The organism is Hahella sp. CR1 (assembly GCF_029813005.1).
In the GTDB taxonomy this organism is placed as follows: domain Bacteria; phylum Pseudomonadota; class Gammaproteobacteria; order Pseudomonadales; family Oleiphilaceae; genus Hahella.
This window is the reverse complement of the sequence record NZ_JAPELK010000007.1, coordinates 309,397-322,206: the sequence shown is the minus strand read 5'-3', so window position 1 is coordinate 322,206 and position 12,810 is coordinate 309,397. Positions and strand designations below refer to the sequence as shown.

11 protein-coding genes are annotated in these 12,810 nt (G+C 56.0%); 4 read left to right on the top strand and 7 right to left on the bottom strand.

The window, feature by feature from the left end:
* Window positions 1-51: 51 nt before the first annotated feature.
* Window positions 52-1,860 (top strand): patatin-like phospholipase family protein, encoded by a 1,809-nt coding sequence (locus ONV78_RS18815; protein ID WP_279505448.1) that lies wholly within the window; start codon window positions 52-54, stop codon window positions 1,858-1,860.
* A 39-nt stretch (window positions 1,861-1,899) separates the two neighbouring features.
* Here the strand turns inward: ONV78_RS18815 and thpD are convergent, their stop codons facing one another.
* From thpD to ONV78_RS18785, 6 genes are all read right to left on the bottom strand, one after another.
* On the bottom strand, window positions 1,900-2,841 hold the full coding sequence (gene thpD, locus ONV78_RS18810; RefSeq protein ID WP_279505447.1) for an ectoine hydroxylase: 942 nt from the start codon (window positions 2,839-2,841) through the stop codon (window positions 1,900-1,902).
* Between the two features lie 9 nt (window positions 2,842-2,850).
* Window positions 2,851-3,249 carry an ectoine synthase gene (locus ONV78_RS18805; protein ID WP_279505445.1) on the bottom strand — a complete coding sequence of 133 codons (399 nt, stop codon included), beginning with the start codon at window positions 3,247-3,249 and terminating at the stop codon, window positions 2,851-2,853.
* A 141-nt stretch (window positions 3,250-3,390) separates the two neighbouring features.
* On the bottom strand, window positions 3,391-4,662 hold the full coding sequence (gene ectB / locus ONV78_RS18800) for a diaminobutyrate--2-oxoglutarate transaminase (RefSeq protein ID WP_279505444.1): 1,272 nt from the start codon (window positions 4,660-4,662) through the stop codon (window positions 3,391-3,393).
* A gap of 142 nt (window positions 4,663-4,804) precedes the next feature.
* Window positions 4,805-5,362: a diaminobutyrate acetyltransferase gene (gene ectA, locus ONV78_RS18795; RefSeq protein ID WP_279505442.1), complete on the bottom strand. Its 558-nt coding sequence runs from the start codon at window positions 5,360-5,362 to the stop codon at window positions 4,805-4,807.
* A 392-nt stretch (window positions 5,363-5,754) separates the two neighbouring features.
* Window positions 5,755-6,708, bottom strand: a complete 954-nt coding sequence (locus ONV78_RS18790; RefSeq protein ID WP_279505441.1) for a tripartite tricarboxylate transporter substrate-binding protein — start codon at window positions 6,706-6,708, stop codon at window positions 5,755-5,757.
* 360 nt (window positions 6,709-7,068) lie between these two features.
* A complete protein-coding gene (locus ONV78_RS18785) occupies window positions 7,069-7,410 on the bottom strand; it encodes a hypothetical protein (RefSeq protein WP_279505439.1) in 342 nt (113 codons plus the stop codon).
* Window positions 7,411-7,748: 338 nt separating this feature from the next.
* Between ONV78_RS18785 and ONV78_RS18780 the strand changes: the two genes are divergently transcribed.
* The gene (locus ONV78_RS18780) at window positions 7,749-8,801 is read left to right on the top strand and encodes a hypothetical protein (protein ID WP_279505437.1); all 1,053 of its coding nucleotides are present in this window, start codon (window positions 7,749-7,751) and stop codon (window positions 8,799-8,801) included.
* Between the two features lie 23 nt (window positions 8,802-8,824).
* Here ONV78_RS18780 and ONV78_RS18775 read toward each other — a convergent pair whose 3' ends face one another.
* Entirely contained in the window at window positions 8,825-10,186 is a 1,362-nt protein-coding gene (locus ONV78_RS18775) for an MBL fold metallo-hydrolase (protein ID WP_279505435.1), read from the bottom strand.
* Window positions 10,187-10,410: 224 nt separating this feature from the next.
* Here ONV78_RS18775 and ONV78_RS18770 point away from each other — a divergent pair, with 224 nt between their 5' ends.
* A complete protein-coding gene (locus tag ONV78_RS18770) occupies window positions 10,411-11,928 on the top strand; it encodes a thymidine phosphorylase family protein (RefSeq protein WP_279505494.1) in 1,518 nt (505 codons plus the stop codon).
* Window positions 11,928-12,800 (top strand): ribose-phosphate pyrophosphokinase, encoded by an 873-nt coding sequence (locus ONV78_RS18765; protein ID WP_279505433.1) that lies wholly within the window; start codon window positions 11,928-11,930, stop codon window positions 12,798-12,800. Before ONV78_RS18770 ends, ONV78_RS18765 begins: the two co-directional genes overlap by 1 nt.
* The last annotated feature ends 10 nt before the right edge of the window (window positions 12,801-12,810 follow it).

Genomic DNA, 12,810 nt, shown 5'->3' with positions numbered 1-12,810 from the left:
TCCCGACGGACGCCATGCGCGCTTTTTCATCGGATGATAAGGAGGTCTGTTATGCAATCAATATCTCAGCGCCATGAATATTCGGACTACGTCAGCGAATTGAAACGCTGGTTTCCGCAAGACCGCTCCGTTTCCCAGGAAAATCCCGTGCCTCCCCATACATTTGAATTCGCCCTGGCGTTGGCGGGCGCGGTGTCTGGCGGCGCCTACGCAGCGGGTTTCATGGATGTATTGTTTGAGGCTCTGGATGCATGGGAGGCGACGAGGGGACAGACTGGCGTTCCCGTCCATCGCGTGAGCTTAAAAACGGTATCCGGCGCTTCCGCAGGAGCGATGAACGGCGCCTTGGCGGCGTTGTTCGCCAGACGGGATTTCAAACATGGGCGTCACCCCAGGGAGGAGCCCGGCTATCTATTCAACAATCCTTTTTACCAGGTTTGGGTTCGAGATATTGACGCCCAACGCCTGCTGCGTCCTGACGATCTGGGCAAGGACTCTGCGTTACGATCGCTTTTGAATTCCGCGCATCTGGATCAAGTGGCGGAATCGCTGCTACGACGCCTGGACGCCACCGCTGAGTCGTCTGATGGATATCAACGGCCCTGGATGGGAGACGCCTTCAGTCTGCACTTTACGGTATCCAACTTACGTGGCGTTCCTTACGCATTCGCTTTCTCCACGCCAAAGGGAGAGGGGCCGGGGGCGCGTGACCTGACCGGGCACCTTTCGCGGCTGCATCAGGATCATCTGAGCTTCGCCGTCCCGGTGGGCGCAGCTGTTCAGGTGTTGGACTTTCCACCGGATCACCGCGCATTGCCGTTGGATTTCTTAAATGAATCCTGGCGTGACCTGATTCAGGGAGCGCTGGCGGCGGGAGCCTTTCCCGTTGCGTTACAGGCGAGAACCTTGCGAAGGCCGCGTCGTGATTACGACTGGCGTTTTATTCGCTGCGATGACGAAGGGGTATATCGGTTTGTCACGCCGGCGTGGGGGCGGGAAGAGGAGCAAGAGGAGACCTACTGCTTTCTCAATGTGGATGGCGGCGTGATGAACAATGAGCCGTTTCAGTTGGCGCGGCGGACATTATCGGGCTTGGACGGGCGTAATCCCCGCTCCGGCGTTGCGGCGAATCGGGCGGTTATCATGCTGGACCCGTTCCCTGAAGCGCCCGCGCCGGGACTGGCGGGTCAGGACTCTCTGGCTCACATCCTGCTGGGGTTGCTGAGCGGCCTCAAGAACCAAACCCGGTTTGACTGTCAGGACATTCGGCTGGCGGACGCTGGCGATATTTATTCCCGTTTTCTGGTGGCCCCTCGGCGTTCCGGTAAAAAGGGAGGGTTAGATATCGCCGCCGGCGGATTACAGGGTTTTCTTGGTTTCTTTTCAGAGTCCTATCGTCACCATGACTTCTTTCTGGGGCGGCTGAACGGCTATAAGTTCCTGCGTGACTGGTTTGTTTTACCCGCCGCCAACCCCATCATCCAGCATGGATACGCTTCGCTCAGCGATGTGGAGCGGGAACGTTTCGCCTCCCGTGCTCGACCGGGGCATTACCAAATCGCGCCTTTAATGGCGAGCGTAGATAAGCATTTTGAAGGAGAGGCGATGGAAAGCGCCATGCCCAGGTGGCCTGGCGCGTTAAGTCGCGCTGAAATGACGCTGGCGGAAGGATGGATTCGGGATCGCCTCGACGCAATGTGGCCGCAGGCGCTGGCGGAAATGCGCGGCGTTTCCGCTGGATGGCGGGGAACCTTGTTAAGGCTTGGCGTTGGTTTGTGTGAGCGACCGGTAAAGGCGAAGCTGGTGGACAGGGTGATGGCGGAGCTGCGCGGGGCGATGCGCGAAATGTCTGAAGGATAAGGTCGGCGCCCGTCGTCGGGCGCCGAGACCTGATCTGGCTCAAGAGGGATCGGTCAGTGATCCGGCCTTAAGCGGCGCAGTCGCTTGCCGGGAAGCGATATATTCCGGGCGCGGCCGATGATCGCTGAAAGGCGTCTCCAGGCGATTGCTCCAGGCGTTATAAACAAAGAAGGCGTTGGAGCGCGGGAAGGGCGAGATATTGCTGTTGGAGCCATGCATGGTGTTGCAGTCGAACAATATCACGGAGCCGGGTTTGCCGGTGGCGGTGGCGATGCCGCCTTCGTTGACCAGCGTGCTCAGGGCGATCTCGTCGGGAACGCCATACTCCTGGCGCTTCAGCGATGTCTTGTAGTTATCCTCCGGCGTGCCGTCGACGCAGGCGATGTAGTATTGATGCGAGCCGGGCACCAGCATCAATGGACCGTTGTACTCGAAGTTTTCGGTCAAGGTAATGGAAGCGCTGAGGGCGCGCATGCGGGGCATGCCGTCTTCCACGTGCCAGGTTTCGAAATCCGAGTGCCAGTTGAACTCCTTGCCGCGGAATCCGGGCTTGTAGTTCAGACGGGACTGGTGAATATACAGGTCGTCGCCGAGGATGAAACGAATGATGTTCATCAGTCTCTGGTCGGTGGCGAGTCTGGAAAACAGCGGGCTAAGCTGGTGTACGCTGAATATGGAGCGCACCGACTGGCTTTCCGGCTCTGTAATGGTTTCCTTGCGCTTGGCGATCATGGGATTGCGGCGCATTCTCTCCATTTCTTCAGTCAGCAGCGCGACTTCTTCCTGAGTGAACAGTTCGGGCAGCATCAGGAAGCCGTTTTTGTCGTAGCTTTCCACCTGCTCTTGAGTCAGAGGGCAGTCGGCGTCGTACTCACTGTAAACCACCGGGTCGCAGCGCTTGAGAATGCAGACTTCCGAACTTTTGCGCGAAGGATAGGGGTCCGGTGGGGTGAGGTGGGCTTTATCAAGAATCATGTTCATGGTTTTGCTCTACTCCATTATGGTTTCTGCTTCCAGGGGGTACACGCCATTCTCGTCGTGAGTCTCTTTGCCGTTAAGCGGCGGATTGAAGACGCAGGCGACGGTCATTTCGCTAAAGGCGCGCAGCAGGTGTTTGTCGTGTTTATCCAACACGTAAAGGGTACCGGGTTTGATGGCGTAGACTTCGCCATCGGCGACGGTTTCCACCTCGCCTTCACCGGAGATGCAATACACCGATTCGAGATGATTTTGATAATGAATCGGCGTTTCCTTGTTGGCGTATAAAGTGGTGATATGGAAGGAAAAGCCCATGTTGTCGTCTTTCAACAGCATACGGACGCTTTCCCAGTTGTCCGCTTTCACTCTGCGATCGGATTGGCGGGCTTGTTCCAGTGTTCTAACGATCATTGCAATTGACTCCTGCAATAAGTCTGAATTCGTGACGGATGTATAAAGGTATACCTGTGTATAAAGGCGTTCCTGTTCACAAAGATGTACCTGTGTACAAAGATGTACTTGTGTACAAAGATAAAAGGCGCAAGAGGGCTATCAGCTGGCCTTGCTGATTTCATGGACCAATGCGTCTTCCACGCACTGCGCCAGCGTCGCCAGTCCCTCTTTGAGTTCCTGCTCTGAGATCACCAGCGGACACAGGCATTTCACTACCTGGGATTCAGAGCCGCTGGTCTCGATGATCAGGCCTTTCTGGAACGCGCGCTTACAGATAGCGGCGGCCAGTTCTCCGTCGCGACAATTCAGGCCGCGCATCATGCCGCGACCTCTCGCCTGCATGAGCATCTTGCCGTGTTTATCGGCAATTTTGTTCAACTCGGTGCGCAGAATTTCGCTTTTGCGTTCGATCTCTGCGGCGAAGTCCGGGCTTGACCAGTAGTGACGAATCGCGGCGGCGGCGGTAATGAAAGCGTGGTTGTTGCCGCGGAAAGTGCCGTTATGTTCGCCGGGTTTCCACTGATCATACTCGGGCTTGATCAGGGTGACGGCGAAAGGAAGACCGAATCCGCTGAGGGATTTCGACAGGGTCACAATATCCGGTTTGATGCCAGCTTTCTCGAAACTGAAAAAGGTCCCCGTGCGTCCACAGCCTGCCTGGATGTCATCCACGATCAACAGAATGTCGTGCTTGCGGCAGATCGCCTCAACATTGCGCAACCAGCGCTCACTGGCCACGTTCAGGCCGCCTTCGCCCTGCACCGTTTCCAGAATGACCGCCGCAGGCAGGTCCAGGCCGCTGCTGTTATCGGCGATCATCTTGTCGAGGAGTTTGCTGGTGTCCACGTCCTTGCCCAGATAGCCGTCGTAGGGTAGGTGAGTGACACTGTTCAACGGCACGCCCGCAGCATCGCGGTGGTGGCTGTTACCAGTGGCCGCCAGAGAGCCCAGAGTGACTCCGTGAAAGCCATTGGTAAAGGCCACAACATTGTGCCTTCCGGTGACGTTGCGGGCGACCTTGAGTGCGGCTTCCACGGCGTTGGCGCCGGTGGGGCCGGTGAACTGAACCACATATTCCAGCTTGCGTGGGTCCAGGATGCGCTCTTTGAATTCAGTCAGGAAACGCGCTTTGGCGTCGGTATGCATATCGAGACCGTGGGCGACGCCGTCCTGGCTGATGTATTCAAGCAACGCTTCTTTCAGCGCAGGGTTGTTATGGCCGTAGTTCAAAGTACCGGCGCCAGCCAGAAAATCGAGGTGCTTTTCGCCGTCAACGTCATACAGGTGCACGCCTTTGGCCTTGTTGAAGATTTTGGGGAATGAGCGGGCGTAACTTTGTACGCCGGATTCTACTTCTTGGAAAATATTCATGGTTTCTCCTTGTCGTAGCGGATGAATGTCAAACATGGTGCGGTGAGCCCGCGACAGCGAAATGCTCCGCCGTCTGATTTGTATCCGGATGCACTCCTTTGCTCTGGATACAGGTCCTGCGACCGGATCGCTTAAGTCCGCGTCAATCGCGCAGACAGGATGGGTCGAACGGGCCTATGGTCAATAAAACTTCTTCTTCGTGATCGTCAGTAAACTGCGACGCATCGAACAGAGTGCGTCGCTGCATGTCCGCTCCCAAGTACTGGGCCAGTTTTTCGAACAGTTTCCAGGAGGCCTGGTTGCTGGGATTAATGGTTGTTTGCAGGTGCGATACGTTTCGGCAGGCGTCCCGCGCCAGAATGGCGCGCAACATCTGTCCCGCCAGCCCTTTTCCGCGCATGGTTCTATCAACCGCCACCTGCCAGATGAAAAGGGTGTTGGCGTCTTCCGGCAGGAGGTATCCGGAAATAAATCCTCCTGGCTTTTGCTTTTCACTTTCATCAACGCTTGTCGCTATGACGCAGGTGTTCGCCCAATGCGTGCATTGCAGCAGGTTGCAGTAAACCGAATTTTCGTCCAGTGGCGGACAGCGTGAGATGAGTTGGTGAACGGAAGGGCCGTCTTCGGCGGTGGGCGTACGCAGAATAATCTCTGACTGACGCCTGTCTGGAATGTGCATAGCAGTAATTTCGTTTCTCATGGGGTGGAGGATTCTATACAGTTGATACTTAGAATACAAACTAAATATTTCTTGCATATTTCAATCTCGTCAGCATTTTTGCGCCGTTTAGTGGGTGTTTTAGATGTTTAATATTAAAAATAAGTTACAGTAAAAAGTAATAATGTGGATCGCCTGAATACTTGGACGCCGGTGTTCATAAGCGTTGCGGGCGATGAGGTTGAAATATGATCAGGCTGGCGCCGAATGAAAATAACGTCAGGGTATGGCGCTAACTTGCTCTAAGAGGAGGCGCAGCGCTGGAGTCTGGGAACTTTGATTTGAAATAAAGAAGTGGGGAGTAGAAATAAAAAAGGGCCGCCAAATTGGGGCCCCTTGTTAAGTGCGGATGTTTGAAATCTGCTTGAGTGCGCTTAGATGCTGTTAAGCAGTCTGCGGATGGTGACTTCTTGCTCTTCCAGGAAACCTCTGGCGTCCTGCGTCGGAATGTATAGAGATTCCCAGCCGTATTTCAGTCTGACGGTTTTCCAGTCTGGAGACTTGTCCAGCGCGGCGAGCATGTCCGCATATTTGGTGACGGTTTTGTCCGGGGTGCCGGGAGCGACGAAGAAACCGCGCCAGTTGGCGAGAACAACGTCCAGACCTTGTTCTTTCATGGTTGGAATATCAAACCCTTCCAGACGCTCGGCGCTGGTGACGCCCAGTGCGCGCAGCTCGCCGGACTTGATCTGTTTTACGACCTCCCCCATGCCGGTCACCATCGCAAGGGCGTAACCGTTGGAGAATTTACGCATGGCGTCGCCACCGCCGTCGCTGGCGGAGTAACGCAGTTTTTTAGAGGACATGTTGGCCGCTTCCAGTACCGCCAGCGCGGTAATGTGGTCCAGGCTGCCTTTGGCGGAGCCGCCTACGATAGGCTTGCGCTTGCCAATTTCTTTGATGGCCGCCAGCAGGTCATTCATGTTTTGATAGGGAGAGTCTTTGTTCACCACGACGACCTGATATTCAGCGATCAGCATGGCGACGGGCGTGACGTCCCGGAACGAGCGTTCGTAAACGCCTGACAGGCTGCGCAGAATCAGCGGCAGCGACTGCACCATCAGGGCGTCCTTATAATCTTTGGATGTCGCCAGCGCGTTCAATGCGCGTCCGCCGCCTTCGCCGGAATAATTCACATACTTGGCGCCGCCGATGAGCCCCATTTTAGTGAGCGCTGCGCCGGTCTCTCTGGCGGTGGTGTCCCAGCCGCCGCCTTCGCCAGCGGGGATGAGAAACTTCTGCACGTCTGCATGAGCGGTCGGAGCCAGCGCCAGCGTAAGGGCGGCGGCTTGTAAAAACGTTTTCACATTCCTGAAAAATATTGGCATATGCGTCTACCTCCTGTGCTTGAAATTCTAGGTAAGATTTGAACTGGATTACAGGAGTAAGTCGCGCGGTGGCGAGTATTGTCCGTTACGCTTGTTTGCAACGTGCGGAAATACGCAGGGAGTGGAAGATTTTGAAGATACTGCTTTCATGGTCTGCTCCTGTTATTTTTATCGAGCATAACGTATAAGCGCCTGAGAAAAAACGAGATTTCTGTAAACACGAACTCGCTTTTTCGCCTGTTTTTTGATCAGCAAAAAAGCAGGGGCGATGCTTCTTCCCGAATATAGAGAGCTAAGCTGTCACCAACCTGTCATGGAAACGCTCCCATTAATTTTTTGTGACAGGGTTTGCATTTCATTTTATAGCCCGCTGAGGTAATCGGAGAGGGTGTTTTGGGCGCGAGACAGCTCATTGACGCCTTGCTCGGCGCGGGATACGCCACTGCATAAACTGAAGCGAACCAGCCTGATTTTTAACCGCAGCCCGGGTGGACGCCGTTTACGTTTGCACAGGAGGTCGGCGGTGGGTTCAGCGGATTGGTAAAGGCGACTTTGGCCTTGAGCACTTTTTAGTGATGTGGCGATTGCGTTATTGACTGCGCCTTCGTCTGCGTCAATTTGCTCCAGCGCAATATCCGTCCCCTGGCGATAGTTAACCAGTGCGCGCAATAGTTGGCGTGCGCTGCATATCATGAGCTTCATGTTCCATACTCCGCTGTATCTATCCCTGTCTTTCCGAGCATAACTTATGCCGTGTTTGTGTGTATGACCCGGGTCAATAACTTTCTGAGGGAGGCGTACTCTGGGGCGCTATATCGATAAAGGTGACTCTAACGCGGATTTAATGCTGTGCCCGTGACTGGATATTCATTATTTTGCCGCGTATAGATGTAGTTCAGGCGTTTTCGCAAATGTGCAGTTTTGCATCGACGCGGCTGTCGGCGACGTCAGCATTTGAACGCGAAACTGTTAGAGGATTTTCACAATAATCATGTCAGGCCGGTGTCGCATTCGCCCGGTGTGACGGTAGGAGGTGGTTCGTGTCTTCATTGCCCAGCGCTGCGTTTGTAAATACGCATGGCGGCGCCAACAAGCCTGGTGGCGCCACCAATTATGGCGTCGTCAACAGTCATGGCGTCGTAAATAGCCATGGCGCTAAGAGTTGCTTTATTTGCGGTCTGACTGTGCAGCGCGTTGTGATAGGCGCGGCGGCGTCATCGGAACTCACTTGCGATAACCCGGAATGTCGACGTCTGGCGGAGCGCCGGGCGGCCACCCCACCAGCTTTGTTTGACGCACAAGTGAAATTTCATCGTCAGCGGATGCAAGAAAGAAAGGTCATCGCGGAAGCTGAGCAACGCCGGATAGAAACGCAAAGCGCGGAGGAAGCGAAGCAGAATCAGGCGTTATACGCCCAGCTCGCCAAGTCGGAAGGCCTGGACCCCGAAGGAACTCCGGTCACTATTCCCACTGCGCCGACCCGTCTCACTACGTTGCCGAAACATCGTATTCGGCAGTACCGCGATTTCCTGACGCAAATCATCAGTGAAGCCTGCATGCACGGCTTTAAGGATACGGACGACGATCTCGCCAGCCGCGCGCGCTCTAAAGCCAACAATAAGCCTTTGGAGCACTCTGAAACTCTGGCCAATATGAACATGCATCTGTGCACCATGTGCAAAGGCGGTTGCTGCACCAGTGGGCGTGAGCACGCTTATCTGTCGGCCAGCGTTATTCGGCGTTTTATGCGGGAAAATCCCGAGCTGCGACCTCGCCATGTGCTACAGCTTTATCTGGAAAAACTATCCGGCAAGTCCATACGCGGCTCATGCATCAATCACACAAACAAAGGCTGCAGTCTCCCACGGGAAATGCGTTCGGATATCTGTAACGGCTACTTTTGCGATTCGCTGAAAAGCTTCAATCGCAAATATGCGCGAGAGACGCCGCCGTCGCAGATTATCGCCATCGCCAGGGCGCAGGATAACTGGAGTCGTTTTCACCCTGAGCAAAGCAATGACGTTGTCGCCGTCGCTGTAGTGTCCTCGGAAGAGGCGAAACTGCTGCCGCTGCCGGAAGGCCCACGCGAGTAAAGCGACGCATGGGCGATTGAAGACTAGATCTCCAGTTGCGCCTCATCCAGATATTCCGGGGCTGAGGCGCGCCAGCCCAACTCATCGGCGATGCGTAAGCGTAATGCATCCGACGCCACGCTTTCGCCATGGGTGACATAGGTGTGGCGGGGAGGCTGCTTGAAGCCTCTCAGCCAACTCAGAATCTCCGCATAGTCCGCATGCGCGGACAGACTTTCCAGGTTGATCACCTCCGCTTTCACCGGGAAATATTCACCATGAATTTTGACTCTTTCTGCGCCATGGGTGAGGGCGTCTCCCCGTGTGCCCGGCGCCTGGAATCCGGCGAACACAATCGTGTTGCGATGGTCGGGCAATAAGGTTTTGAGGTGGTGCAGCACGCGACCGCCGCTGGCCATGCCGCTGGCTGACACGATGATGCAGGGAAACTTCTTGCGATTGAGTTCTATCGATTCCTCTACGCTGCGGACAAAGTGCGTGCCTTGGTCGATCAAGGCGCAGTCCTCCGCAGTAAGGCGGTGTTCTTTGTGGTAGTGGCAGAAAATCTCGGTGGCGCTGATCGCCATCGGGCTGTTGAGGAACACCGGCAGGTCGGGAATGCTGTTGTCGGCCTTGAGTAACTGGATTAAGTAAAGCAGGTGCTGGGCGCGGCCCACGGCGAAGGAGGGAATCAAGACGATGCCGCCGCGTTTGGCGGTGGCGTTGATCGCCTCGCTGAGTTGCGCGCGTACATCGACGTTATCATGCAGACGGTCGCCGTACGTCGATTCCACCACCAGATAGTCCGCCGCCGCAATGGTTTCCGGCGGATACATGATGCGGTCTTCCTGCCGGCCCAGATCGCCGGAAAATACGATAGAGCCTTTGGTTCCGCTCAGTTGTACGCTGCCCGCGCCCAGGATATGTCCTGCTCGATGTATTTCCGCAGTAACGCCGTGGATAGGGGAAAACTTCTCATGGAAGTCCACGGTTTCAAAATGCTTCAGCGCTTCCCAAGCGTCTTTCTCTGTGTACAAAGGTAATGCGGGACTGTGCTTGGAAAACTTGCGTTTGTTGGCGTAACGGGCGTCTTCTTCTTGTAGAAAGCCGGAGTCCGGCAGCAGTACCTTCGCCAGCGCGTAGGTGGCGGGAGTGCAAAAGACTTTGCCTTTGAAGCCGTGTTTCATCAGTGCGGGGATGTAGCCGCTGTGATCCAGATGGGCGTGGCTCAGCACCACGGACTTGATCTCCGACGCCTTGGCGGGAAAGGGTTTCCAGTTGCGTTCACGCAGGGCTTTCACCCCCTGATACAGACCACAGTCCAGCAAAAATTTCCCGGAGCCCTCACTAAGTAAATATTTAGACCCTGTCACCGTACCCGCCGCGCCGAGAAATTTCAGATGCATAGTGAGACTCCCTGAGGAATTAAAGAAGCATTCCGTCTACTGTAATGGCGGAGTGAGCTTGGGTTTTTGACTTAACGCAGATAAGCCGTACTCGTGTTTATTACACTGGTCTTACATGCGCCCTGATGTAGCCTGTTATTATCTTAGTCCAACGACAATGAAACAGTTGGCGGAGCCAGCGCGGAGCTGTCGGGGTGAAGTTCGAACAACTTGCGGAAAACACTATGCAGCAACGCGAACTTAATTATTTATTTCTTAAGCGGATCGGCATTAACACCCATCAGGAGCCGGTGGTGTATATGCGGCAGGATTGCCACGTATGTCGGTCGGAAGGCTTCAACGCGCACTCGCGGGTGCGGGTGACCACTAACAAGCGCAGCATCATTGCGACGGTTAATCAGGTCACCGACGGCTGGTTGTCGCACCAGGAGGCGGGTTTGTCCGACGCCGCCTGGTGCCTTTTGGATGCGGAAGACGGCGAGGTGGCTTATTTCAGTCACACCAAAGCGGTGGACTCGATGAGCCATGTGCGCGGAAAGCTGTATGGCGCCTCGCTGACTCAGGAAAGCGCTGACGAGGTGGTGAGGGATATCGCCGGCGGACTGTATTCAGACGTTCAGTTGGCGGCGTTCGTCACCGCCTGCGCGGGTAGTCGTTTGAACCAGGATGAAGTGGCGGCGCTCACCAGCGCCATGGTGAAGGTAGGCCAGCGCATCGACTGGGGAACCTCGCCGATCATGGACAAGCATTGCGTCGGCGGTCTGCCGGGCAACCGCACCACGCCGATTGTGGTCGCCATTGTCACCGCCTGCGGCCTGCGCATGCCGAAGACATCTTCCCGCGCCATTACGTCGCCTGCGGGCACCGCCGACACCATGGAGACGATGGCGCCGGTGAACCTTTCTCTGGCGCAAATGAAGAAAGTGGTGGAGCAGGAAGGCGGCTGCATCGCCTGGGGCGGATCAGTGAGTCTGAGTCCGGCGGACGACGTGCTGATTCGCATCGAACGGGCGCTGGATCTGGATAGCGAAGGGCAGCTGGTGGCCTCGGTTATTTCCAAAAAAGTGGCGGCGGGCTCCACCCATGTGCTGATAGATATTCCTATCGGCATGACCGCCAAAGTGCGCAGCCCGGAATATGCGGAGCGTCTTGCCTCCCATATGCGTTATACCGGAGAGAAGCTGGGCATTCAGGTAGAGGCGATGTTCACTGACGGCGCGCAGCCGGTCGGCCGAGGCATTGGGCCGGCCCTGGAGGCGCGGGACATATTGGCGGTGCTGCGTAATCAGGCGGAAGCGCCGTCTGATCTGCGCGAACGGGCGTTGACGCTGGCCGGACGTTTGCTGGAGATAGGCGGCGTCGCCAGCCATGGCGCCGGCGTCGCTCGCGCCAGAGAAACACTGGAGTCCGGCGCAGCGTTAAACAAATTCATGGCTATTTGCGAAGCGCAGGGGGGATTCCATGAGCCAGCGCTGGCGCCGCACTGTTATGAAGCCACCGCCGATCGGGTTGGAGTGGTTTCCTTCGTAAATAACCGTTTCGTGTCCAAGTTGGCGAAACTTGCGGGAGCGCCCTCAAACCCGTCTGCGGGTGTGGACTTCCATGTTAAATTGGGGCAAAAGGTGAGGGTGGGAGACCCGCTGTTCAGCATCTATGCGGAAGCGCCTGGCGAACTGGCGTACGCACTGGACTTTTTGCGCGATCACCCCAATGAAATCCGTATAGAAGAGGAAAGTCTATAATGTTGCTTTACAACCTGGCGCCGGGGCATCCGGTGGCTGAGAAGCTCGCCGCCGCCCCCGGGATGGACGTCGGTAACTACCAAATGCGGCAGTTTCCCGATGGCGAAACCTATATTCGCATCGAAGGGGAAACACCGAAAAAAGCGATTGTGTGCGCTGATCTTTCCAACCCGGATCAGAAAATTTTGCCCGTTTTGTTATTCGCCGCCACCCTGAGGGATCTGGGCGTGGAGCATATCACCCTGGTGGCGCCTTATTTGCCCTACATGCGTCAGGACATTCGCTTTCATCCCGGCGAGGGCGTGACCTCGCGCTATTTCGCCCGCATGATTTCCGCCCACTTTGATCGCCTGCTGACGATCGACCCTCATCTGCATCGTTATCACTCGCTGGACGAGCTTTACACGATTCCCGCCCGCTCATTGGCGGCGGCGCCGGCGATTGCGGACTGGATTCGCACGCATCTGGACAAGCCGGTCATTGTCGGGCCGGACAGCGAAAGCGATCAGTGGGTCAGCCATGTGGCGGAGTTGGCGGGGTGCGACCGTCTGGTGTTCAGCAAAACCCGCCTGGGCGACAAAGACGTCATTATCGACGCTACGAATGCGGAGAAGTACCGGGAGTATTCTCCGGTGATGGTGGACGATATCATTTCTACCGGCCGCACTATGATTGAAGCCGCTGCGGAACTGGTGGCGGCGGGTCTGCATCGCCCTGTCTGCATTGGCGTGCACGCCGTGTTCGCGGACGACGCTTATCATGCGATCCAGGCGGCGCCTATCGAACGGACGGTCAGTTGTAATACCGTGATTCACGCCACCAACGGCATTGATGTTGGCGAGTTGTTGTTGCAGGCGTTACAGGAGCGCTGATCCGCCTGCG

Excerpts from the sequence above, each read along its gene's own strand:
- ONV78_RS18815 (WP_279505448.1), top strand. The coding sequence starts at position 52 with ATGCAATCAATATCTCAGCGCCATGAATATTCGGACTACGTCAGCGAA.
- thpD (WP_279505447.1), bottom strand. The coding sequence starts at position 2,841 with ATGAACATGATTCTTGATAAAGCCCACCTCACCCCACCGGACCCCTAT.
- ONV78_RS18805 (WP_279505445.1), bottom strand. The coding sequence starts at position 3,249 with ATGATCGTTAGAACACTGGAACAAGCCCGCCAATCCGATCGCAGAGTG.
- ectB (WP_279505444.1), bottom strand. The coding sequence starts at position 4,662 with ATGAATATTTTCCAAGAAGTAGAATCCGGCGTACAAAGTTACGCCCGC.
- ectA (WP_279505442.1), bottom strand. The coding sequence starts at position 5,362 with ATGAGAAACGAAATTACTGCTATGCACATTCCAGACAGGCGTCAGTCA.
- ONV78_RS18790 (WP_279505441.1), bottom strand. The coding sequence starts at position 6,708 with ATGCCAATATTTTTCAGGAATGTGAAAACGTTTTTACAAGCCGCCGCC.
- ONV78_RS18785 (WP_279505439.1), bottom strand. The coding sequence starts at position 7,410 with ATGAAGCTCATGATATGCAGCGCACGCCAACTATTGCGCGCACTGGTT.
- ONV78_RS18775 (WP_279505435.1), bottom strand. The coding sequence starts at position 10,186 with ATGCATCTGAAATTTCTCGGCGCGGCGGGTACGGTGACAGGGTCTAAA.
- ONV78_RS18770 (WP_279505494.1), top strand. The coding sequence starts at position 10,411 with ATGCAGCAACGCGAACTTAATTATTTATTTCTTAAGCGGATCGGCATT.
- ONV78_RS18765 (WP_279505433.1), top strand. The coding sequence starts at position 11,928 with ATGTTGCTTTACAACCTGGCGCCGGGGCATCCGGTGGCTGAGAAGCTC.